This is a genomic window from Photorhabdus laumondii subsp. laumondii, from assembly GCF_003343245.1.
GTDB lineage: Bacteria > Pseudomonadota > Gammaproteobacteria > Enterobacterales > Enterobacteriaceae > Photorhabdus > Photorhabdus laumondii.
On the sequence record NZ_CP024901.1, the window covers coordinates 3,808,028 to 3,830,040 of the forward strand.

General features: G+C 46.7%; 16 protein-coding genes. 2 read left to right on the top strand and 14 right to left on the bottom strand.

The window, feature by feature from the left end; genetic code table 11:
- The first annotated feature begins 22 nt into the window (after nucleotides 1–22).
- Together PluTT01m_RS16640 and PluTT01m_RS16645 are read left to right on the top strand one after the other, a co-directional pair.
- A complete protein-coding gene (locus PluTT01m_RS16640) occupies nucleotides 23–709 on the top strand; it encodes a helix-turn-helix transcriptional regulator (protein ID WP_011147424.1) in 687 nt (228 codons plus the stop codon).
- A gap of 312 nt (nucleotides 710–1,021) precedes the next feature.
- On the top strand, nucleotides 1,022–1,690 hold the full coding sequence (locus PluTT01m_RS16645) for a helix-turn-helix transcriptional regulator (RefSeq protein WP_011147425.1): 669 nt from the start codon (nucleotides 1,022–1,024) through the stop codon (nucleotides 1,688–1,690).
- Nucleotides 1,691–2,014: 324 nt separating this feature from the next.
- On the opposite strand, the gene tssE is transcribed toward PluTT01m_RS16645, so the two are convergent.
- The 14 genes from tssE to PluTT01m_RS16725 form a co-directional block, all read right to left on the bottom strand.
- Nucleotides 2,015–2,443, bottom strand: coding sequence for a type VI secretion system baseplate subunit TssE (gene tssE, locus PluTT01m_RS16650; protein ID WP_011147426.1), 429 nt, complete (start codon nucleotides 2,441–2,443; stop codon nucleotides 2,015–2,017).
- A 4-nt stretch (nucleotides 2,444–2,447) separates the two neighbouring features.
- Complete coding sequence (gene tssJ / locus PluTT01m_RS16655; protein WP_011147427.1) at nucleotides 2,448–2,987, bottom strand: type VI secretion system lipoprotein TssJ; 540 nt, start codon at nucleotides 2,985–2,987, stop codon at nucleotides 2,448–2,450.
- Nucleotides 2,965–4,053, bottom strand: coding sequence for a type VI secretion system baseplate subunit TssG (gene tssG, locus PluTT01m_RS16660; RefSeq protein WP_011147428.1), 1,089 nt, complete (start codon nucleotides 4,051–4,053; stop codon nucleotides 2,965–2,967). The genes tssJ and tssG overlap by 23 nt, the downstream gene beginning before the upstream one ends.
- Nucleotides 4,017–5,777, bottom strand: a complete 1,761-nt coding sequence (gene tssF, locus PluTT01m_RS16665) for a type VI secretion system baseplate subunit TssF (RefSeq protein ID WP_011147429.1) — start codon at nucleotides 5,775–5,777, stop codon at nucleotides 4,017–4,019. The genes tssG and tssF overlap by 37 nt, the downstream gene beginning before the upstream one ends.
- A 526-nt stretch (nucleotides 5,778–6,303) precedes the next feature.
- On the bottom strand, nucleotides 6,304–7,287 hold the full coding sequence (locus PluTT01m_RS16675; RefSeq protein WP_011147430.1) for a T6SS immunity protein Tli4 family protein: 984 nt from the start codon (nucleotides 7,285–7,287) through the stop codon (nucleotides 6,304–6,306).
- Between the two features lie 43 nt (nucleotides 7,288–7,330).
- Nucleotides 7,331–9,808 (bottom strand): T6SS phospholipase effector Tle1-like catalytic domain-containing protein, encoded by a 2,478-nt coding sequence (locus PluTT01m_RS16680; RefSeq protein WP_011147431.1) that lies wholly within the window; start codon nucleotides 9,806–9,808, stop codon nucleotides 7,331–7,333.
- Nucleotides 9,796–10,308 (bottom strand): Tli1a family immunity protein, encoded by a 513-nt coding sequence (locus PluTT01m_RS16685; RefSeq protein WP_011147432.1) that lies wholly within the window; start codon nucleotides 10,306–10,308, stop codon nucleotides 9,796–9,798. The genes PluTT01m_RS16680 and PluTT01m_RS16685 overlap by 13 nt, the downstream gene beginning before the upstream one ends.
- Nucleotides 10,309–10,359: 51 nt before the next feature.
- A complete protein-coding gene (locus PluTT01m_RS16690) occupies nucleotides 10,360–10,872 on the bottom strand; it encodes a Tli1a family immunity protein (RefSeq protein WP_011147433.1) in 513 nt (170 codons plus the stop codon).
- A gap of 574 nt (nucleotides 10,873–11,446) precedes the next feature.
- Nucleotides 11,447–11,587, bottom strand: a complete 141-nt coding sequence (locus tag PluTT01m_RS26950) for a hypothetical protein (RefSeq protein ID WP_157866904.1) — start codon at nucleotides 11,585–11,587, stop codon at nucleotides 11,447–11,449.
- A 72-nt stretch (nucleotides 11,588–11,659) separates the two neighbouring features.
- The gene (locus PluTT01m_RS16695; protein ID WP_011147435.1) at nucleotides 11,660–15,031 is read right to left on the bottom strand and encodes an ImcF-related family protein; all 3,372 of its coding nucleotides are present in this window, start codon (nucleotides 15,029–15,031) and stop codon (nucleotides 11,660–11,662) included.
- Nucleotides 15,028–16,146, bottom strand: coding sequence for a hypothetical protein (locus PluTT01m_RS16700; protein WP_041380211.1), 1,119 nt, complete (start codon nucleotides 16,144–16,146; stop codon nucleotides 15,028–15,030). The genes PluTT01m_RS16695 and PluTT01m_RS16700 overlap by 4 nt, the downstream gene beginning before the upstream one ends.
- Before the next feature lie 553 nt (nucleotides 16,147–16,699).
- Nucleotides 16,700–17,704: a T6SS immunity protein Tli4 family protein gene (locus PluTT01m_RS16715; RefSeq protein WP_228957283.1), complete on the bottom strand. Its 1,005-nt coding sequence runs from the start codon at nucleotides 17,702–17,704 to the stop codon at nucleotides 16,700–16,702.
- A gap of 98 nt (nucleotides 17,705–17,802) precedes the next feature.
- Nucleotides 17,803–19,416 carry an esterase/lipase family protein gene (locus tag PluTT01m_RS16720; protein WP_041380217.1) on the bottom strand — a complete coding sequence of 538 codons (1,614 nt, stop codon included), beginning with the start codon at nucleotides 19,414–19,416 and terminating at the stop codon, nucleotides 17,803–17,805.
- 3 nt (nucleotides 19,417–19,419) lie between these two features.
- Nucleotides 19,420–21,945 carry a type VI secretion system Vgr family protein gene (locus PluTT01m_RS16725; RefSeq protein ID WP_011147441.1) on the bottom strand — a complete coding sequence of 842 codons (2,526 nt, stop codon included), beginning with the start codon at nucleotides 21,943–21,945 and terminating at the stop codon, nucleotides 19,420–19,422.
- Nucleotides 21,946–22,013: the final 68 nt, after the last annotated feature.

The following is a 22,013-nucleotide window of genomic DNA, read 5'->3' on the forward strand; positions in this document are numbered from 1 at the left end:
AACTTTACAATAGGATCTCATTATGAACAAAATTAATAAGGTAGATATTTCACCTTCAGTTATTAACACCATGCAGCAAAGTAATGAACCTTGGGGGATCAAAGATAAAAATTCATGTTTTATTTATGGTAATTTAGCGCTTAAGCATATCCAGAATCTTCCAGATTCATTTGATTATGAAGGGCAATATGATGATGAAATTCCCTGGGATGGAGCGGGGTTTGCAAAAGAATTTGTTATTCACGATAAAACTGTAATGGAGAAAGACTCAAGAGTATGTTCGCTTGAAACACATATGTTCGGGAAAGATAATTTTCTTTCATCTTATTTCCAAGAAAAATATCCATTCTATAATGATGATAACGAATGTGTCGGTACCATGTTCCACGGATGGAAAGCTCAGGATTTCTCATTTACCCGTCTATTTTATGGGAAACTACCATCATCTATTCTGTTCTCTCCACCAACCGATATATTTACGAAACGGGAATGGGATGTTATTTTCCTCATGTTACATAAGTATACCAGTAAACAAATCGGTAGGATGTTAAATATCTCCTATCGTACGGTTGAAAGCCATTTCTCACGAATATATAAACGAATTGGTGTTCATTCCAGTCGTCAATTAGAAGACTATTGTCGCACGAATGACTATGACCTCTACGTGCCAGAGAGATTTGTGAAACGGAAAAGCAAAATGTTTTCTTAGGCGCTAAATCACAACGAAATTTTCATGAAGAAGAACTATGCAATATCACCTCAGATTGTCAATACAATGGATAATGAATTGTAGAGGAGTAAAAGATAGTTCTTCATGTTTTATTTACGGCAATCCAGCAACAAAATAATTTATTCATAATCTTGAAAAATCATTCGATTGCAGAAAGCTTTATAATCATGAAATCATATAACACTAGAAAATTCTTATGAAAAACATCAATTTTATCGCTATATCTCAGAAAGCGCTAGGGAATCTCAAAGTAGAATGTTCATTCAAGCTGAAAATTTTCAAGGAGTCTTTATGAAGAACTATATAATATCACCTCAAATTATCAACACGATGGAAATCAGCAATGAGCCGTGGGGAATAAAAGATAGTTCTTCAAATTTCATTTATGGTAACTCAGCAACAAAGAAATATATTCATAATTTTAAAGCCTCATTTAATTATGATGGGCTTTATGATCATGAACTCCCTTGGAACGGCGCTGAATTTGCTAAGGAATTTATTATTCAAGACAGAATGGTCATGGCAAAAGAACAGAGAATATGTTCAGTTGAAACACATATATTCGGACAAGATCAAATCCTGTCATCTTACTTTTGTGAAAAATTGCCTTTTTATCATGAAGATGGAAATTGTATCGGCGTCATGTATCATTGTTGGGAAGCCAAAAGCTACTCATTAGCCAGCCTACATCAATATTATAAAGAACTACCGACATCCATTATACTTCAACCACCAAGCGATATTTTTACGCCACGTGAATGGGATATCATTTTTTTCTTTTTACAAAAATACACCAGGCAACAAATTAAACAGATATTAAATATTGCTTATCGCACCATTGAAACCTATATGGCTCAGATATATAAAAAGATAGGAATTCATTCTAGCCAACAACTGGAAGAATACTGTTTAGCGAATAATTTTCATCATTATGTACCAGAAAAATTCTTATTGTCATAGCAATTTTATTATTAAACTCTTCTGCTCCTGACAATAATATTCAATCTGGATTGACCAGAAGAAATAACGGTAGCCTTGATCTATTAATAAGGCTACCGCTGAAACAACATCATTAATTTCATTATGGAAAAACGAATTAAAATAATTTCGCTCTATTTTTTATTTAAAAATTTATTTACTCCGATATTGAAAAATAACACCAGAAATTTCCAAGCAAGGGAGAGAATCCCCGGGAGCATAGCAAACTATGTGACCGGGGTGAGCGAGTGCGGCCAACAAAGAGGCAACTTGAAAGATGACGGGTATAGCTCAACAGCAATAATGCTAATCCACATACCCTTGCTGGCGTAAATGGCGGATCAACACATTCCCTTCCGGTACAAACTCAGTGCTGAAACGCACCAGCCCCACACCTTTGAGTTCAGCATTGATGTCATAACGCAGATGCCCCGGTGCCAGCTCCGGCAATAACGTGATATCAACTCGTTTCAAACGCGGTTCATAAGTCAACAAGGTATGTTCAATCGTCGAGATCAAGCGCTGTGACGACGTAGGCAACCCTCGCAGAATAGTGTTGAGATCAGGCAGGCCATAATCGGGCAGATGGGTAAGCGAACCGGCACGACTATTGAGGATACGCTGCATATTGTCTAATACCGACAAAATAACTTGCTCTTCTTCACTCACCTGATGCAACTCCAGACCGCAATTAAAATTGCCGAAAAGGCTTTCATACAGAGAAGGTTTTTTCATTTACTCACCCCTTTTCAGGTAATAAAGTCAAGCCACCGGCATTAAGCGCAATAATACGAGGACTATCTGGTAACAACTCGTTGCGTTTTATGATCCGACGCCAAGTCCCTTTGGCTACATCGGGGTTTCTGAATAATCCCACCACCGCCACATATTTCGCCTGCGCCGCCATCGGCATATCAAGCGATGCGTGACTACCCGGTTTCACCACTACCTCTTCACTCGCCAGACAATCAGCGCCCAGTATCCGGTCGCCGTCATCCAACAAATCCGCATAATCCACCTTTTTTATAGCGTTGTTATCCCGCAACTGATAAACCCGAACTAATGCCGGAACGGACAGAGCAACACTTTCTCCCGTGTCGGTATTAACCGCTGCCCGTGGAATAAAATCCAGATGCAACGTTTTCACCCGCTTATGAAAAAAGGACCGGGTGGCCGCTGCCGTGCCATCAGTCACGGTCTGAGTCAGACCACAGCCTGTCAGTAGTAATGCTATCGTCGCCATTACCGGCACCATTTTATAAAAAGGGATAGTTAACATAATCTCCCCCTTTGTCTTGATTGCTGTCTGGTGATATCCCCTGATAACACCCCAAATTCACCGTAATGTTGTCAGGCACTGCTAGCTGATGATTTTCAGCCTTTAACCCTAATACTCCTGTTAGCCCTAACCGAACAGGCTGACCACCTAGCAGCGGTGGCGGTAATATTCGGGTCGGCAGAGTCAGTTGCAATCTGGCTTGGTATCGCCAGCCTAAATAAACCCGTAACAACACCAAAAAATCAGTGTGCAACTGCCCGCCCGGCAACCAGCCCCACGCTTCATCCGGGCAATCGGTATGCAGCGCCAGCAATAACTGGCTATTGATATCAGTGCCCATTCTGCCTAGCACGGTACGCTGCGAGAGGGAAATTCGGTGAGTGTCTGAAAGATTCGCCGGTTGCATCAGATGGATCTGTCGCGGGCAAGCAGGTGTCACCACGATCCGGGTTTGCGGTGCCAACAATGCCACCAGCGCCGATACGCCTTCAGCGGTTCGAGTTGGCAGACGCATAACACTGAGCAGCGCCAGAAAACGGGACATCGGCGTGGCAATCTGTTGCTGACTACCCGGTATCCCTAAGCCAATCAATCCGAGCAGACATTGGGAGGTTCTATCGGTTCCTCCGGTAGCAAAAGTTGCCGGATAGGAGTATTTACGCCAGATACGATAAAACTGGGTGAACATCCGGTGGTTAAAAATATCCAGAAAGGCTTCGATAGTTTCATTCCCTTCCCTTTGCTGAACGATATCGTTCAGGTAAGCGGTTGGCAACGAAGAATCTACTCCATACAGTCCCATAAAGTTTGTTCTGGCTGTCGGTGGACGCTCTGGATGTTCACTGTCAGTTTCTATCGCTTTCAATTCACTGGCGGGAAATCCCAGACCAGGATGAGGCCGCAAACGTATCGCATCATCAACCGGATTTTCCGTACTCCCCAGAGGCGGCCGATCAGGAACTGCACGTTCAATCATCTGACAGAATTGGTAGAAATCGAGTGTCGAAATCTCCGATTCCAGTATTGCCATCAACCGGGAATGTTCTGACAGTGTTGTTCTTCCCATAACAGTCGTTCCCCCGTAGGTTGTAAAATCAGCGTAAGTCGGTTAAACAGATGAATATCGGTGTACAAGGCAAAGAAGCGGCTGAGCATTTCGCCAAACAAGCAGATATCACCGGCACCTGCAAAGCCGTTGCTATCCAATGTCACTTCAATGTGCACGCCCCGCCGCAAACTTCCCTGCTCAAATCGCTCAATCAGCGAATGCTTCACCGCGACAATCGCCTCCAGACGGCGATAGTTCATCTCATTGTCGGACCAGTCATACAGGGCTAATGTCCCGCGTAGCACTTCCGGGTTATCCATCATGCTAAGAAAGTTAGAACCCAGATGGCTGAGCACTCGCCAGTGGAAACGGTCCCGATTGGGTGGATAACAGGGCAATGTCGGTTCACACAGGTTACGTACCGTAAATTCCGCCAACGGAGGATTAACGGCGGTATTCAACAGCGTATCCTGCAACGCCCTACGCGGCAGTTGACCATTAGTGCCAGTCAACGTGAGAGATAAGATATCTTCTTCGTCCAGTTCATTATCATCAAAATCCGCTCCACCCAGAATAATCCAGGTGTCACACAGACCTGATGGCCCGCGTTTCACACGGGTATGGAAGTAGCACTCCGGTGCATCATGGCGCAACATGCCGCCTTTATGACGGAAACTACTGAACGGCACATACTGATGGCCCTCGCGTTTCGAAGAAGACACCTCATCCACGGAATAAACCTCGGTATGCCCATCCTGATAGCGGACCGGATACAGCAAATACTCAGTTTGCAACGGTGCCAGTTGAAGCGGATCGGATTCCAACCGAAACAGATTAATCACCGGGGTACAGTGCAAACGGATATGCTCGGCAGAAAATGGCAAATCAAAGGGCCAACTTTCACGCAGAACCACATCCAGCTCAAACCACGGCGTTCTCTCGGGGAGAGTCAACTTTTCCAGCCCACAGAGCGTAACAAACATAAACTTTTCACGGAAAGTGAAATACTCCAGCAGTAGTTGATAACCACTGAACGAACTTTCCCCTTTCGGCCATAACCTTTCCTCTTCGCCAAACCCCATTGGTGAGAATCGGCCGTCAAATGGCTGACGATCGGGCTGACCGGGTAAACGCAGGTAAAGCTGTTGGGTTTGCAGCGTAAACGCTCGATGTAACGCATAGGCCAGCGGACTGTCAGCACTGAGATACAGCGGTAAACAGCTCAAATCAATTTGGTGCCAGTCCACCAGTGTTCCACAGTCAAAACGCAATCGAATCACGGAACGCCCATTCGGTTCCTCTTGCAGGGAAGCGTCGGTCAGTGCCAGAGGCAGTAACTGGACCGCCTGAGTTGTGGTATAACGACACCGAGTCTTGCTTGGGCCGATCGGTTGCGAAAGGATCTCAAAACCCTTTTTCACCTGTACCGAATTTTTCAACTGTGCCCAATCCATCCCAAATTCAACAATGGAAAGGGACGGAATCGTGCGTAGGTAATGCGGCCACAACAAACTAACCAGCCCTTCCGTCAACTCCGGCAAGTCATCATCCAGCTTCTCACGCAGACTCCCGATCATAAAAGCAAAGCCTTCAAACAGACGCTCCACAAAAGGATCACGCATAACGATTTTATCCAGATTAAGCGCGGCTGCTCGGTCAGGATGGGCCTTAGCAAACTCTCTGCCTGCTTCACGCAGATAGCGCATTTCTGCCTCATAATAGCGCAGGGTTAAATCATCCATAGGATGGTCCTCCAAAAAAGTTATTAAAAAATATCGTTTCCCGTTCAGAATAAATAATCAGAAGGGAAGTAAAATAGTAGAGAAAAATAGCTGTAATCTGATATCACCTAAAAAAAATAATGCCAGACATAACGATATTCTCTATTTTATTGCCAGAGCAATCACACAATAAGCAATTAATATTCAAAGGCAATACTTCATATCGAAATACCTTGCTATTGATGTTGAAATTATTGCCATTAACCAAAATGGTCACATAAAAAACCGAACAACATGATAACGGCGGAGGTCACACCAATAACCAAGACACTCATCAATAACACACCAGGAATTAAAAAAAACACAATTTTATATTTTTTCCACCCACCACGTTTAACTATCCGACAAATGATAAGTATATCAACAAACAATATTACCGGACTTAAAAACAACATATGAATCAAAAAAAACACTGGAAAAATAAACCATAACACATTGGACCTCTCATTAGTGAATTATTTAAAACACTCACTCTCTCACTTTATTACTATTCGAAAGCATCCGGTCCTCTACGAAAAGTTTTCGTTATTGCATCCCAAAACATGATCAATTCATCTTCGCTATATGGCGTTGCAGGTAACTGATAATTCATTAACATAATAACAACACAGATTTTTTTATCATCCAACATCATATCATTTGCAATAAAATCAAATTGATAACGCGGGCTATTGTCAAAAGATTGCAGACCTACTGCTAATAACTCCTCCCCATAAATCCCATTTATTTCTCTTTCCCCCTTTCTTATTATCTTGCCATAATTAATAAACCAATCCCTTTCAACCTCACTAATACGTTCAAGTAAAGTGCCTTCCCCTTTAAGGTCATTAATGATTTCAACACTGAGCGTAAAATTGTCATCCTGATTTCCTTGATAGACAAACTTTATACTTTCTTTTTCATCATTATAGTCGGCAATAAAACCGTCAGGGATACAGATTCCTGCCACTGTCGGAATATCGCTATCCTTTCTGCCGCTGACTCTGGTAATTAGCCTTTGCATTTTGTCCAGAGTTTGAGAAAGCATTTTATATTGGCTTTCATTCAATCCGGATTTTATATAACGGTCCTTTGAATAACTGTATTTATCATCTGATATTTCTGTAAACTTCATTTCTATAATAAAAGCCACCCCATTATCATATAAATGGGCTTCTAATACTCGGGAAAAACCGGGTTCACTGACACTATTATTTCTGTCAAAAATCACGCCATATAAGTTTCCCTGGAGGTGATAAATCTTCTTTAAAAAGGGCAGATCTTTCGGATCGGTAGTCTTAGTCGTCCTCAATTTTTGCTCTCTTATCTCGATCCGCTGTTCAAATGCGGATAAATGCGTACGCTTGGTTTCTATTTTTGCCTCACCAATAAATATCTCATTATTGATGATGTTTTCAAATGCCAAGGGAATATCAATCAGATAATGCCCGATACAACGAGTCTGCATATTGGCTAATATTTCAGTTTTCATTTAATTTTCCTTTTTAGGTTAAAACAAAGTAATATTACGTTTTTCATTTCTCAGGCTCCTTGAACGGAGTCGGCTCCAGCGTTTTTCCCGCCCAACGCGCTTTGAGATCATCTTTGGTCATTTGCAACCGCCGCTCTTTAAGAAATTCCCTCTGCTGACGGGTCACTTCGCCCACATTATGGGTGAACGCTTTTCTATACTCCGGTCCAGCTAACAGCGTGATCAGCTCGCCGGAAGTTAAATACCGCGCGGTCACTTCCCACGTTGTGACGGGTACCTTGTCGGCGGCATCCGACAACATGTTGCCGACTTTTTTATCTTTCAAGAAAAGCAACGCTGCACCAACCGGGGTCGTCGATCCGACGACATTGCCGGCTATCGTCAGGGGTGATAAAGGCTTGTTACATTCCGTACCGAAATAAATTATCCGGTAACGGAAGTAACCGCCTTCCGGCTCGCGGGTGTCCAGAATAGAGTACATAAACCAGGCGCGGGAATCATGAACCTGATTGTCATACAGAGCGACCAACAATGACTCGGGTGACTCCTGCTGGCCGGTTTTTCCCACTGGGGCAGGCCGGAAAAGCGGTTTGACCAACGCTTCTCCCGCCGTTTTCATTTGCTGATATTCCTTAACGTCATCATTACTGTCCCATATATAGAGCATGTGGTATGCGAGAGTTTCAATAGCAAATTGTTTTAGATTGCTTTGCTCACGACTTTCTCCCCGGTAGTCACGACCAAATTCCGCTGCCGCTTCTCGCAACTGGTTCTGGGCGGTTTCCGGGTCAAAATCCGGCACTCCCTGCATTAACAACGGCGGCGTTTTTCCTCCATCGCGAAAAAATTCATTCCACTGCACTTTCCGTTTAGCCTCGACCTGCTGTTGTGCCGCTTTTTGTGCCTGTTCACTCTGTTCATAATGCGCCTTTTTCGCATCACGATTAGGAGCCTCATGAAAAAACGGCGCACCGAGCAGCGTGCCGTTGGCGTAACGATTGATACGCCAGGCCGTCAGCCAGTTCATCTGGTTTTTCATCGCCTGTTCCAATGCCACAGAGGCCCGCACCGGTTCAAAGCGGGCCGCTTCTTCATCTGACAGGGGTTGTTGGGGCATCTCCAACCCCAGAGTCACTTGACGCCAGGCGTTGAAGCGGTTGACTAATTGTGTGTCAATATCAAATTCCCGCTGGATATCAGCACTCATTGCCCGCCACAATTGATCTTGTAAATCGTCAGGTAATACCTCCTTCGGGACCTTAAGGGGTGCCCCAGTCTGAAAGGCTGCCGCATACATTTCATGCAAAGCAATCTGTGATAACAGCAAACCATCGGTTTCACCTATTGCCTTACCCTGCTCTCCCGGTGGATAACCGCCCCCCAAATCAGAGTGCACACCGGGATAAATCACCTCGGTGCTGCCTGTCAGGTAAGTACCGTCCGCCCGGCGAATGGAATCCATCGGGAAACACAACCGCTGTTCATGGGTCGAGACCAAGTGCACACAACGTTTCACCAGACCACCGTAAGTTTCCTCCGATGGCAGTTCCTGCGTGCCGTCTGCCCAGGCCATATGACCTTCAACAACAGGAATCATATGGGGCACCCCGACCGACGCCACCGTGTCAAACAATCCGAGAAATTCTACGCTGATGGGTAAATTGCTATCCGGGTCTGTATCGTGTTTATGTTGCAGACACTGAGCCGGTTTTTGGCCTGCTTCTCTCGACGGCGGAAACAGTTCAGTCAGCCAGTTAACAAAAGTCCGCGCCTCCGCAGCCCCACGGGAAAAACCATACACATACAATTTCATGCCCAACAACTTACACTTACCCCGCCCGGGCTGACTGCGGGCTATCCTCAGTTCACGTTTTAAGCTCGCAAACTGCTTATAAAACTCCTCATAGCGGTTATTGCTACCGCCCAACTCCAGCATATTCCATGTGGTTGCCATCGCTTTCAGGGATTTTTGACAAGCAACATCATCAATTTTGTCGTTTACCAATACGCGCTTTAATACATCAATCAACCGCAGTAATGCCCAATTGATCCGGTCTTCTCCCCCGCTAGCAACCGCCAGCCCCAATTTGCTGTAATCCAGCTCATTAATTTCCGGGAAAGGGGTTCCCACCCCGGGAATATAATACTTAAAGTACTTTCTTCCGATGCTCTCAATATTATCCAGTAACGGCTTACCTGATGCCCCTCCGGCATAACCCGCCCCAATGGTTGCCTGGAAAAGACGGACAACATTGGTCGGATGGTTAGGAACAGCCTGATAAAGGTCGTTATATAAATTATTGCCGGTGCCATCAAAAAACAGGCTGACATGCAACGTGTTACAACAGGGACGGATTACCCGGCGATTGGCGGCCAGACAAAGTTCCTGATAGTAAGCTTTTTCCTGACTGCTCTGTTGCTGACAGTTTTCCCTGACCAGATAACTCTTGGCAGGTAACCGCCCCTGAGACGGAAAAGGGGCTGGCAACCAGACAAGATCATGATGTTTTATTTCGGACATACTTTTGGTTCCTTCATTTCCAAGGGTTCTTTAATTGGGTAGTTCGGGCTACCGTAGGTGTTACAGGAAGTGGTAATTTTGACCTGATCACAGGGTAAGAAGTGCACTGTAATGCCGCAGGTGCGCTGCCCGGTATAATCGGGCAGCGGTACTACCTGGCTATGCTGGCGTTTCTGGGCGTTAATCTTGTCCCTCCACGCCAAATACTTCTCATCATTTTCATAACCGGGAAAGTCGTCGGAAAAAGCGACACCGGTCTCCCAATCCACCTTAACCGTCATCCCCGGTCGCCACTTATCTGGAGCCCGATAGCAACAACCGCCACCACCGCCCTGATATGGGCCGATACTGTCGATACCCGGTTGATCATCCACAGTGAACCGGTTAATCGCCCATTTGGTATGGTTAATGGCGATAATGATGCCTGCCTGTGCCGGAAATTGGCTACAGGCGACCAGTAGCAGGCATAAAACCGCCAGCCTCAGTTGTTGTTTTTTCATCTTCTACTCCTTCACATTAGTGACAATCTGGACTTGAGGTGCTTGCATGCATTACTTCGGACATACTTTTGGTCCCTTCATTTCCAAGGGTTCTTTAATTGGGTAGTTAGGACTACCGTAGGTGTTACACGAAGTGGTGACTTTGACCTGATCACAGGGTAAGAAATGTACTGTAATACCGCAGGTACGCTGCCCGGTATAATCGGGCACTGGTACGACCTGGCTATGCTGACGTTTCTGGGCTCTAATTTTTCTATCCCATTCCAGATATTTTTCTCTATTTTCATAGCCGGGAAAATCGTCGGAAAAAGCGACACCAGTCTCCCAATCCACCTTAACCGTCATCCCCGGTCGCCACTTCTCCGGGGCCCGGTAGCAGCAACCACCACCACCGCCCTGATATGGGCCGATAATATCGATACCCGGTTCACCATCCACACTGAACCGGTTAATCGCCCATTTGGTATGATTAATCGCTTCAATGATTCCCGCCTGTGCCGAAAACTGGCTACAGGCGGCCAGTAGCAGGCATAAAACTGCCAGCCTCAGTTGTTGTTTTTTCATCTTTAAATACCTACTCCTATTTACTCTATGGTGTCTCAAATACTGGCGACGTTATTAATAATTTTTACGGTCGTTGGCAGACAACACAAAACTAATAAAAGTTCGGCATGTCATTATCGTCATACCGGGAAATAACCTCACAGGTATTTCCCAACCGGTAGTTAACCGGATAGAAGATATTTACACAGGCCACTCACCTTTTCGCAATACATCAATGGGTGAACAGAATGAGCGATTTCTGAATTTTACTATCTTCTTAACGGGTGCCTATAAAAATCAACTCTTTTTTTCAAAAAAATACAATTTTTAATGCACTTTCCTTTATCACCGCCGATATAACAGCATGTCGAACAGAATAATTTAAACTTCATGACAATAACATGACATTTATTGACAAAAGTAAACTGGCATTGATTGCCATAAAATGAAGGCGGCCTGAATACGCTATTTTAATCACATCCCTATGATAATAATGCCTATTTTTATTTTATCTAATAGATTATCGCTGTTTCAGTCTCATCACTCCTTTTTAAATCTTATTCACTCCATCACGATAAAGAAGAATAATTCTCATTCATGCCACACGAATAATAAGATAGCCAATAACATCAAGAAAACCCCATAGCAATATTCCCTCTTCACTGAGAAAAGTGAAATCAGGCTTCTCACCCATATAGCCAAACATCTTCATCGGAATATCTGTAGTGATATTCATTCTGACCGCTATTTTGTTAATGAAAGCAGTTAACGGTTACGCTATTTCCTCATTTATCGCCAATCGCATGCACTATTCCTCTATCAAATCATCGTCATTTACCGCTGATATTGTCGTGTGATTACCCGGCATCACTACAAAGATATTTTTCGGCAATTTAAATCCGCGCAGTTTTAATAACGCCAGCGGCCCTTCGCCCAATTCTGTGCGCAAAATCCAGGTTAACGGTAATCCATCCGGCGCGGTAAATATCAGTCGGTAACGGCTTTCATCCAGCCTCTCCGCTTTCGCCTGTGCCAGCCAGCGGATCAGCCCCCAGTTCCCCTGATAATCACCAAACAATCTCGCCCCGGCATTGACACTGGTCCACGTCAGCATCACACCCGGTTTATAGGTCTCTCCCGGCCAGCGAAAGCTCTGCCAGCTTTCCATCTGGTTAAAATAACGCAGTTTCTGCCCATCTATCGTCAGGTCAGTTTCCACCACATCCCGCACCGCTCTGGCCCGCAGTTCAAACCGCAATCCCTGACTGCCATCCGCAAACAACAGGTCCGATAACTGACTGAGCTGATTTATCGCCTTTAGAAAATCCGGGTTAATCTGCACGCCCTGACCATTCACCTCATCCACTACCCACTGGTTACCCGCTTTATGCAGTATCCCGCCTAACTGACGCGTCAAGAACTGCTCTATCCGCCCCGAATCTGACCGGATAAATTGCCCCAACATCGGCAATGAAATTTCACTGTCGCCACCGGCAAACGGATAACGACCCGCAAATGCCCGATCCCAGTTGTCCACTATCGCCGTCTGCCACTGGCTATTCAGATTCGCCGTCGCCGGTTTCAATACTCCCTGCCACGCCTGCGCTAATGGCTCGACAAACAGCGTCTGACCAAAACTCCGCCATTGGCCGCCCAGACTGGCGGCTATCAAGCGCCCATAACCCTGAGTATCGGTCAAATCAGTACTTTTCCCTTCAAATACCGTCTTAGCCAGCGCATTCGCCATTGCCGGTGGGTCGTCGCTGTTGTTCATCTGTTGCAGTTTCAGACGCACGTCGGTTACCCGGGTCAAGAAGGTTTGTAAATTCAGGGTACTGTCCGCCTTGATTCTTCCTTCTGCCTGATTTTCTCCCATCAGCGCCAGCAACGGCCCAAAGGTTTCATCCATCGGCCCGTGCAAGCCAGCCGTCTGTTGATTAATCATTCGCGGCGTTTTTTTATTCAATAACGTTTTAGCGGATTTCACCAATGAGTCCGATAAACTCGGCCCCTGTTGCCCGGTTTCGCCCTGATAGGCCAGCGTGTTCATCAGCGCAATCAGCGGAGACTGCCGTCCATCCGCCATCAACGTTAGCTGGTCGATGACATCCGACAGGTTACGGGTTTTGTTCCAGCGCAGGCTGTTGAGAAAATCCTGCCACACCCTGGCGAAATCGGTAAAGTAACGGGCGGTCAAACGGGCTTTCAGCTCTTCGGGCGATACCGACGCCGAGACTGCCTGACGGTTATCACTCAGCACCCAGTCAATTGCCTCTTTACGTGACGCCACCGCCTTCGCTATCGCCTTTTGTATCCCGCCTTCCCACGCCTGACGGGTAAACATCCCCGGTATCACGTGAGAGGTGGTAAACAGCCGCGCCGCATCGGTGTCGCCGGTCATCTGCCTTAACGTCAGGTCCGAATAATTTTTCTCCACTGATTGCAGCATCTGCTGGTAAAGCGCCGCTTCGGCATTGTGCTTACCTGGCTGGAGCAGCAACAACTGACGCACCTGTTTAATCAACGCCTTATCCGCGGTTATCCGCCATTCGGGATGCGCGGCCAGATTCTCCGCATAAAAACTCCACAAATCCCACGCCGTATCCAGCCAGACACCGGGGGCAATACCGGCCCGCTCGGGTTCATTTTCATCCAGTATCCGGGTTAAAAACACAGCATCCACTTTTTCCGGCCGCGCCATCATCAGGTAGGCTTTCAACTGGTCATGACCGGCTTGCGCCCGCTTAGCCCGCAAAGGGCTGCCCGGCGGTAAATTCACCAGCGCACTCAGTTTCGCATGCAACACCGCAGCGGCTTTGTCCCGTATCAGGCGGTTATTAACCTGCGCATAATCGGGCAGCACCGCCGTCAACAGTTTCTGATTCTGACTCAAACCAAAGCGCTCATACCACGGCACGCCGTGTTCAGCCCGGTCTTGCAGCCGGTCCACCTCGTTACGCAGATCCTTCAAGGCCATCAACTGGGCATCAGAATTCTCCGGCTGGACTTTCAGGTCAGTTACCGCCGCCTGCACCACGGCTAGCTGGTCACGGTTGGTGAAAAAGGAGAGCATCATTCCGGCCCCCCATAACAAGCCCAGCACTATCAGGCCACGACAAACGGTCTGTGTGTGGAGCATGCCCACCCGCCGACCGTGGAAACAACGACTGCCCTCCAACACCCCCTGCCATGCCGTGTCGGGCAGCCAGATCTGCGGGAGGCGAGTCGTCTGCGCTTTAAGCGGCAAACTGAACATCAAACCCCGCAGCGACACCACATCACCATACTCCGCTAACCACGGCGTCAGGACCTGTTGCCAGTGCGCAATCCCCTGTTGTTTCAAGTTCGCGGACAGACGACAGAGAAAATCGTGGGCCGTCTTCTCCAACAGTTGCTGCATCCCGCGCTCGCGCAACGGGTCAACCAACGTTTGTAACTGTGTCGCCACGATATCCGGGGTACAGCGTTCAGGAAAAAAACAGCCGACGGTCTGAGTGATACGACCTTCCTGAGACCAGGTACTGTGACACACCTGCCACAGGTAGACCGGAGCCTGCCAGCGTAACTGTTGGGCCTGTTTTTGCAACATCCTCAGGGCCTTGTCCATCCATACCGGCTGCGCACTTTGGTTTTCGGTCAGCGCCCAGACAATGGCATTGAGCGGGCGGTAACGGCGCAAGCGACGCAGGGCCATCAATTGAGCGGTATTCGGTTCCGCTTGCAAACTGCCGCCCCAGAGCAACAGCGTGCGATAACCCTCCTGCCAGTGCGTCGTGGTCAGCCCCGGCGCGATGGCTTCCACCTGCTCCACTTCGCCCACCACCAGTAAAATGCGGACTTTATACCACCAGAACCGCCCGTAACGGAGGCGCATGCGATCGCCCAAGTCACTCAGTACCAAAGCAGACTGGCTGGAGCGATCCGCTGTCCGCTCGGTTTCAGGTCTGAGTTTTTTCTGCGCTTTATTCTGCCGAATATGCCACCAGACAGCATTGCCAAATAAGCCTATTAATAGGATCGGAAAAACGGTAGCGTAGGCATACCATACGGATTTAAGCAGCCCCCGTTCCTCAAGTAATGTTTGATTCAAGTAGATCAACATGAGAAATATCCCGGCAAGGCTAAGGGTAATAAAAATATACCCAAAATAGCCATATTGGTGGTGACGATTAACTTTCATTGATGTAATTCCTTAGTCATTAAATAGAGGCTAGCGCTCCCCTCTGGTAATTGATTGATAACGATATGATCGCTACCGGTCAGGCTAATTGCCTCAGTTAATATGGCTGATGCCAAAAATATCGATAGCGGCCCCGGTGGGCCAAAAGTATGATCAATTAAATGAACCGAATTTTCGGTGAAAAGATTAAACGCAGAGTCATGGCTGTTAATTGTCAGTTCAGTCAGGACATCATTCGTGACACCCGTTATCCAAAGGTGCCGCATGTTATTTTTATCAATACGGTTATATTCAAACAATATCTGTAAGTCTTTGATTATTTCTCCGGGTAATGAAGGTAATGTTCTTCCCATACCGGCAAGGACAGTGAGTTTTTCCTGCGTGGCAAATTTTGTCGACGAAAATAATTGAGCCGAGACAAATTCACTGTACGCTTTCTTATTATTTTCAGAAGGCCAGCACTGGAACGCAATAACCATTATCAGCCCTTCGAAATCATCCTCATCGTATAATTTATCGATCTCATCTCGGTTTATTATCGGTAAGATGCTTATTTTCCACTGTTGATATATCGCAGATTCATAAGAAGCGTGATCGTCGGAAGCAATATAAATCTGGCGTAAAAGAGAACGATAACCCGGACACTGTTGTTCAAAATCCTGATCCATTTTAGCCAATAATTGCCGCCTATCGCTCGATGGCAGAGATAATGCCCGTCCTTGTTCAGGAAAAGCAGGGATCTCTTCCGCATCACCTAACAGTGGCGCAATACCTTGTTGCTCAGGCGTCAGAATAATATTACCAATCACCGCCAGTTGTTTTCTGCTCCATTGCTGCCATTGGAAACGAGTTTCAGCACTGGCTTCTTCCCAAGCGTATGCTGCCGCGCAATATTGCTCATAGCGATTTAATACCGCACCAAATAATAGCAACCACACCAGAAAGGACGGTAAGCTGCTATAAATCGCCGCGTGATAGAAATCGGTGGTATCTTTTAGCACAGCGTAAACCAATGTGCCGACAATCAATATCAAAAGTAAAATGATAAACCATAATCGATAACGCAGAGGCGACACTGCTTTAAGTTCCGGTATTTCAGGTATGGGCCAACTCATAATAATAACTCGATATTATCCTGGGTAATGGAATCGAAAACGGGCAACAACAATCATATATCACCATTGAATGCATACCCTGTTTCGCATTTAAATAAAAAATCAGGCCACCGATTAATTTAACCGGTTTGTCCTTATCATAGAACGTTAACGCTGTCACGCTTACGATTCTACTTTGATCAGTGATATGGCTGAAACCAATCATATTAAACATAATCATCTCCTCATCTGTTTAATTATATAAATTTATCCATATTATGAAGGCGATAAGGGAACCACTCATGAATACAGCAGCAAAAATCAAGCGTGACGCACGCCCGTATTCCTTATCTTTAATGCATTTCTTTATCCGATAAAGAGTAAATACATCCAGTATCAGAATTATCGGCCAAGTGTAATATAGTAGTAAAAGATATATGCCTAATACAAGTTGCCAAAGCTCAAAATGAATCATATCAACCCCCACTAACTGGTTATTTCTTTAAACATCTGGTTTCTCCTTCTGCTGATGGTTAACCCTTACATCCCTATAAGGGGTTTTATTTGAAGCATGTTATTGCCGTTTAAAAGCACCGGGTCTTTTACGAAAAGTACTCGTTACCGCATCCCAAAACTTTATCAGTTCATTTTCACTGTACGGCGTTGCGGATGACCGATCATTTCTCAGATTAATTCTAACAAAAGGGTTCTTATAATCCCCGATTGTTTCATTAGCAATTAAAATAAATTTATATCCCGGAATTTTGGTTTCCGGTTCTTCAATTTTTTCTGTCGGCGCAGTTGTTAAAACTTCCTCCGTATAAGTGCCATTAATTTCCCGTTTCCCTTTCCTTATTATCTTAGCATGCATGGACAAAAACATACCTTCCATTCCCCTCAGACGCTCTAACAGATGGTCTTTCTCTTGAAGATCATTCAATATTTCAACATTGAAAGTAAAATGATCACTTTCATCTCGCTTATAGACAAAAGTCATATTCTCTTTCTCATCATGACTGCCAGTAATAAAACCATCAGGAATACAGGTACCTGTCTCTGTAGGTATTTCTGTATCTTTCCGGCCGCTGATTCTGGATAGCAGTCTTTTCATCTTCTCCAGAGTTTGATATAACTCATTGTATTGCCTTTCAGAAAACCCTTGCCTTATATAAAAATCTCTATCTTCCTTATACTTATCATCTGATAACTCCATAAATTTCATTGTTACGGTAAAAGCGACACCATTACTATACAAATGCGCTTCTAATACTCGGGCAAAACCGGGAATACCAAAACTTTCATTCCTGTCGAAGATCACACCCTCCATATTATCCTGGAGGCGATAGGCTTTCTTTAAAAAAGGCATATCTTTCGGTTCAACAGATTGCATGGTCTTTAATTCCTGCTCTCTTAGCCGTATCCGCTGTTCAAATGCAGGTGGATATAAACGCTCGGTTTCTATTTGCGCATCACCAATAAATATCCCTTGTTCGGCAACATTGCCAAATCCAGCAGGAAGATCTATCAAATAACGGCCCACACAATGAGGCTGCATATTCACTAACATTTCAGTTGTCACTTTCTTTTCCTTTTCAGTTAAAATCGGGTAATAAAATACGGGCATATACCACCATAAGGTACAAATAACCGCTAAAGTCAGTAAGGTTGTTTTCCTATTCAATTTTCACCTTTCACCGCTTGCACCATCTTCACAATTGAACGCAAAGTGAATAACCGGGCAAACGTCTCTTCCGTCTCGTTATCCTGTTTATATGCGCCTTCATGGTCGACTTCTGTTGCCAGCAAGCTGCGTAAATATCTGGCTGCAATACGGCCAGACTGTACCGGCACCGTCCCATCTCCCGGCTCTTTGGGCGGTGCCAGCTTAAAAGTTTTCGCCGCAATATCCTGAAAAGAAGGGCCAACAGAAAACTGCACCATACGGGTTGCGCCCGTCTCCAGGTTATAAGGATCGTATATCGGCCGATCAAATGTCAGGCCGGAATAATCCTCCGTTTTATTGTAATAATCCTTACTGGCTTCTTGCCAGGAGATAACTCCATAGGATAAATGTTTCTCGCTGGCACCATAAAAGGCATAAGTATTCGGATGGTACTTACTGGTTAACTCTTCAATAAATGGTTTGACTGTGTTTCTTATCAATTTCCGATAACTATTCCAGCTTGCTCCATCTTTCCACTTATCCTTTTTATCCGGGTTTAAAAACCGGGTTTCACATAACCCCCACCAGCGATCCTTTTCCAGATAAATCTCCTCATACGGATCTGATTTCGGCAGTTTATGCGTCATTTTACCATCGGCGATATGTAACCAGCCTCGACCATACTCCTTTCCCGGCAGAAGCTGTAATGGGCCGGGAGACTGCGCCAGCACCGGAGTCATATCTTCACCATCGTAACCCACAACCAGCCCGGTCACACCATCTTCACCGGTTTTCATCCTTTTATAGGTGGTCGGCGCCCCCGTAGCGGGCATCACCCCATGCACAATGCCTAAAATTTTATCTCTGCCATTCAGCAATTCTGAATAATAACGAGCAACCAGCCCTCCCATTGAGTGAGTGACTAAAATCACCTTTTTAGTTGCACACCGTTTACCATAGAAAGCTAAAACCTTATCCACATATTGCTCCAGCCTCTTGGCAGACTCCTCATTAGATTGCAACCAGTTATAGCCCATCACATGAACCGGGTAGAGAAAATCATAACTATGGTCAACCTCTGCCTCGGTCAGCGGCTCTTCCCCCCACTCCGCATTCAAACTCATATCAACCATACGTTGCCGAAGGGTTTTTTCCCCCTTCTCTGCCAGACAGTACTCAAAGGCCAGACGCTCATCATCCAACACCGCCTGAAGCCAGGGCAGGAAAGTGCCATAGCTCATATGGGCTATCTCCCCCCAACCGCGCTGCTTGCAAGTCTGGAATTTATTCTTCTCAGTGTGATCAGGCGTGATATCCCCGGAATCATCAACCTTTGTTTTATTCGGGTCTAAAGTTTTCTTCCTGTAAGACGCACCCGAGCACATCCAACCTAAAACATCAAAACTTAATATCCTGTTTAGCCGCCAGACTGACTCCCCCTCTGTCGATTTCAAATTACTCCCCATCACCCCCGGCAGGAAAATTACCGGGATCACTTTAGTCGCGTACTTCAAACACGTCGCCACCAGATTTTCTTCAATTCTGGCATTCGGCACGTTGTAATAAGGGAGGCCCAGTTCATCATATTCAGGGTGAATAAAAATCTCATTTTCTTTCGGCTCACTCATCATTTACTCCTCATCTTTTATTTTCAATTGACTGATTTCCACCCCAACCTGCTTTTGCAAAGGGGTTTTTCCATTCTGTATGGTTGATAATGCCTGTACGCCGCCATCTTCGGCATGGAACTGCATATTTTGACGGTCTAACGGAGAAATCTTATAAGCCCGTACAGCCTTCGGCGTTACCGCATAATTCGCGGTTTGCCATTGCTGTACTGTCTGACTAACACTCTGCCCGTCAAACTTCTGCCACACTGCCGCCCGTTGGATGATGTGATTGGGCGCACCACACTCCACCTGACCATTTCCTATTCGGATATAACCACCGCCACTGACCAGCAAGATCTCCTGTTTGGCGCTGATGATCACTTTTCCCTCATGGCTATTCACCGTGATATCTTTCAGTGCCGCCAGCCCCATCTCATCACCCTGCGCTTCAATATCTACCCGGCCTTTGCTGGCAAACAGTTTGATGCCCAGTTTTTGGGCAAACAGGCTGATCCTTTCACCCGCCGCCACCGTGAATTTTTTCAATACGCTGAAATCGGTACTTTTCCCACTGGTGACGATAATATTTTCCCCGGCCGCCAACTGGAGGCTTTTTGCCGTCGTCTGCGCGATCCCTTCTGGCGCGGAGAGTAACAACGCGGATTTTTTCAGCTCGGCTAACGTTTCACTTAACAGCGCCTTCTGTTGCTGCAAATCCGCCAGTTCCGCTTTAGCCATTTCAGCCGCGCCGTATAATGCCTCGGTTAAGGTCTGCGCTTGTTGAAGTTGATTCAGCGCCGCCTCCATCTCCAGCACTTCACCGCCCGCGCGGGCCTGTTTATCCGCACTGATAAACAACCCCTTACCGGCCCGGATCGCGCCCCAGTCGTCGGTTCGCAGCTCAAAGCCTTCTCCCCGTTTATCCGGGTGTGGGCGCTGGCTATCAACGAGATGGCCGAGATTTAACTGGCTTTTACCGCCGTACTCGGTACTCAGTTTGATATGTTCCCGACCGCGTTCGTCATCCATCCGCAGTTTGTTATTCGCCGGGGTGCGCAGAACGTTGCGTTTGTAGTTGTAGAGATTGACGTGATCCGGGTGCACTGAGTCGTGCAGAGCATGGGCAATATAGGGCCGGTCCGGGTCGCCCCCTTCAAAGGCGATCGCGACTTCGGTGCCTTCCAGCAACGGCCAGTGAAAACCATAGTTCTCCCCCGCATACGGGCGCGCCAGACGCACCCACAAGCTTTCGCCGCCTTGCGGCCATTTCTCCCGGTCAAAATTAAACACCACCCGATATAAGCCGTCTTTGTCGATATCGCCGTAGGTATCATTCACTTTGGTACTGCTCACCCGCGCGGGTATCGTGCCGGCCATCACCGGTTTCGGCACCCGCTCCGGGCGAAAGCACACGGTCTCGGAATAGGGAATGGCAGTGAATGTCATCTCAAAACTGCTGTCCCGGCGGGCACTGTTGGTGATCTGGGTGATGATCGCCCCTTTGCGAAACGTTTCCGGGGCGTCACCTTTCACTTTCAACTCCTGTCCCGGCACCAGCGTGGCGGAGGTGGTCATTCCCCGCAGGCGGATGCGTTGATTCAGGTAACGTTCGTGATGCAAACGGGCATAAAACACCCCGCTTTCCGTCTCCGGTTGATAGGCGTAACGATCACCGGGTATTCGGTAGTCGTCACGGTAATGGTACGCTTCGCCATAAGTCGTTCGATCGCCCCGTGTCACATCCGCCTCGGTGTTCAAGCCGGGATACGGCCGGGCATCGTGGTAGTCATAATTCCGAGTCGCAATTTTTCCCTCCACCACCTGATACGCGGTCTCCATGCCCCACACCACCGCGTCCTCCTCGCCGTGCATACCTGACGGATTGCGGGCAGGCAGGTAGACATTGAACTGGTAGTCACGCTGGTCGTCGTAAAACTCCACCACATCGATCTTTAACCGGTCATCCGCCGTCACTTTGTACCAGATACCCACTTCCGCCAGCATGCGTTGGATAAAGCGCAGGTCATCTTCGCCATACTGCATCACCTGTTCCCGCCTCGGGTAGCTGTACGCCAGACTGAACAGGAAGTCCTGCCCGCGAAAACCATGTCGCTCCCGCAGGATTTTCTCCACAATCTCCGGCACGGACAGTTTTTGGTAAATAGCGTATTGATGGCTTCTCGCCAGCAGCGCCAGCCGGGGCTCCAGCGTCACTTCGTAACGGCTTTCGTCCCGCGAAGTGGAGAGCAGTTTAAAGCCGCTGATCACCCCGTAAACCGAGCGCAGCGGCTCCGGCGGCACAATCGGCATCCACCGTATCCCCGGATTGATCGCAGGCGAGGTCAGGGTAAATGAGGCTTGCTGCATCAGCATCTGTGCCGGTTCAATCCCTTTCTCCGCACTGGTGAATTCAATGGCATAGCGAAACGGCTGGCTTAAGGCTTCCTGCCCGGTAAAGGCCAGCACATCCAGCGGTGCTTTATTGCGCCACACTTTTAGTCTGTAACGGCTGTGATCAAAGATGATCATCGGTGTTAGGTTCGTCATATTTTCTCCTAAATTTTCTGCGGCCATTAGTCAACAATAAGAACTCAATATCAGGCCATATCATTATT

Coding starts and splice junctions, on each gene's coding strand:
- PluTT01m_RS16680 (WP_011147431.1), bottom strand. CDS start 9,808: ATGTCCGAAATAAAACATCATGATCTTGTCTGGTTGCCAGCCCCTTTT.
- tssJ (WP_011147427.1), bottom strand. CDS start 2,987: ATGTTAACTATCCCTTTTTATAAAATGGTGCCGGTAATGGCGACGATA.
- PluTT01m_RS16645 (WP_011147425.1), top strand. CDS start 1,022: ATGAAGAACTATATAATATCACCTCAAATTATCAACACGATGGAAATC.
- PluTT01m_RS16720 (WP_041380217.1), bottom strand. CDS start 19,416: ATGAGTGAGCCGAAAGAAAATGAGATTTTTATTCACCCTGAATATGAT.
- PluTT01m_RS26950 (WP_157866904.1), bottom strand. CDS start 11,587: ATGAATATCACTACAGATATTCCGATGAAGATGTTTGGCTATATGGGT.
- PluTT01m_RS16725 (WP_011147441.1), bottom strand. CDS start 21,945: ATGACGAACCTAACACCGATGATCATCTTTGATCACAGCCGTTACAGA.
- PluTT01m_RS16690 (WP_011147433.1), bottom strand. CDS start 10,872: ATGAAAAAACAACAACTGAGGCTGGCAGTTTTATGCCTGCTACTGGCC.
- PluTT01m_RS16695 (WP_011147435.1), bottom strand. CDS start 15,031: ATGAAAGTTAATCGTCACCACCAATATGGCTATTTTGGGTATATTTTT.
- PluTT01m_RS16640 (WP_011147424.1), top strand. CDS start 23: ATGAACAAAATTAATAAGGTAGATATTTCACCTTCAGTTATTAACACC.
- tssF (WP_011147429.1), bottom strand. CDS start 5,777: ATGGATGATTTAACCCTGCGCTATTATGAGGCAGAAATGCGCTATCTG.
- PluTT01m_RS16685 (WP_011147432.1), bottom strand. CDS start 10,308: ATGAAAAAACAACAACTGAGGCTGGCGGTTTTATGCCTGCTACTGGTC.
- PluTT01m_RS16675 (WP_011147430.1), bottom strand. CDS start 7,287: ATGAAAACTGAAATATTAGCCAATATGCAGACTCGTTGTATCGGGCAT.
- PluTT01m_RS16700 (WP_041380211.1), bottom strand. CDS start 16,146: ATGAGTTGGCCCATACCTGAAATACCGGAACTTAAAGCAGTGTCGCCT.
- tssE (WP_011147426.1), bottom strand. CDS start 2,443: ATGAAAAAACCTTCTCTGTATGAAAGCCTTTTCGGCAATTTTAATTGC.
- tssG (WP_011147428.1), bottom strand. CDS start 4,053: ATGGGAAGAACAACACTGTCAGAACATTCCCGGTTGATGGCAATACTG.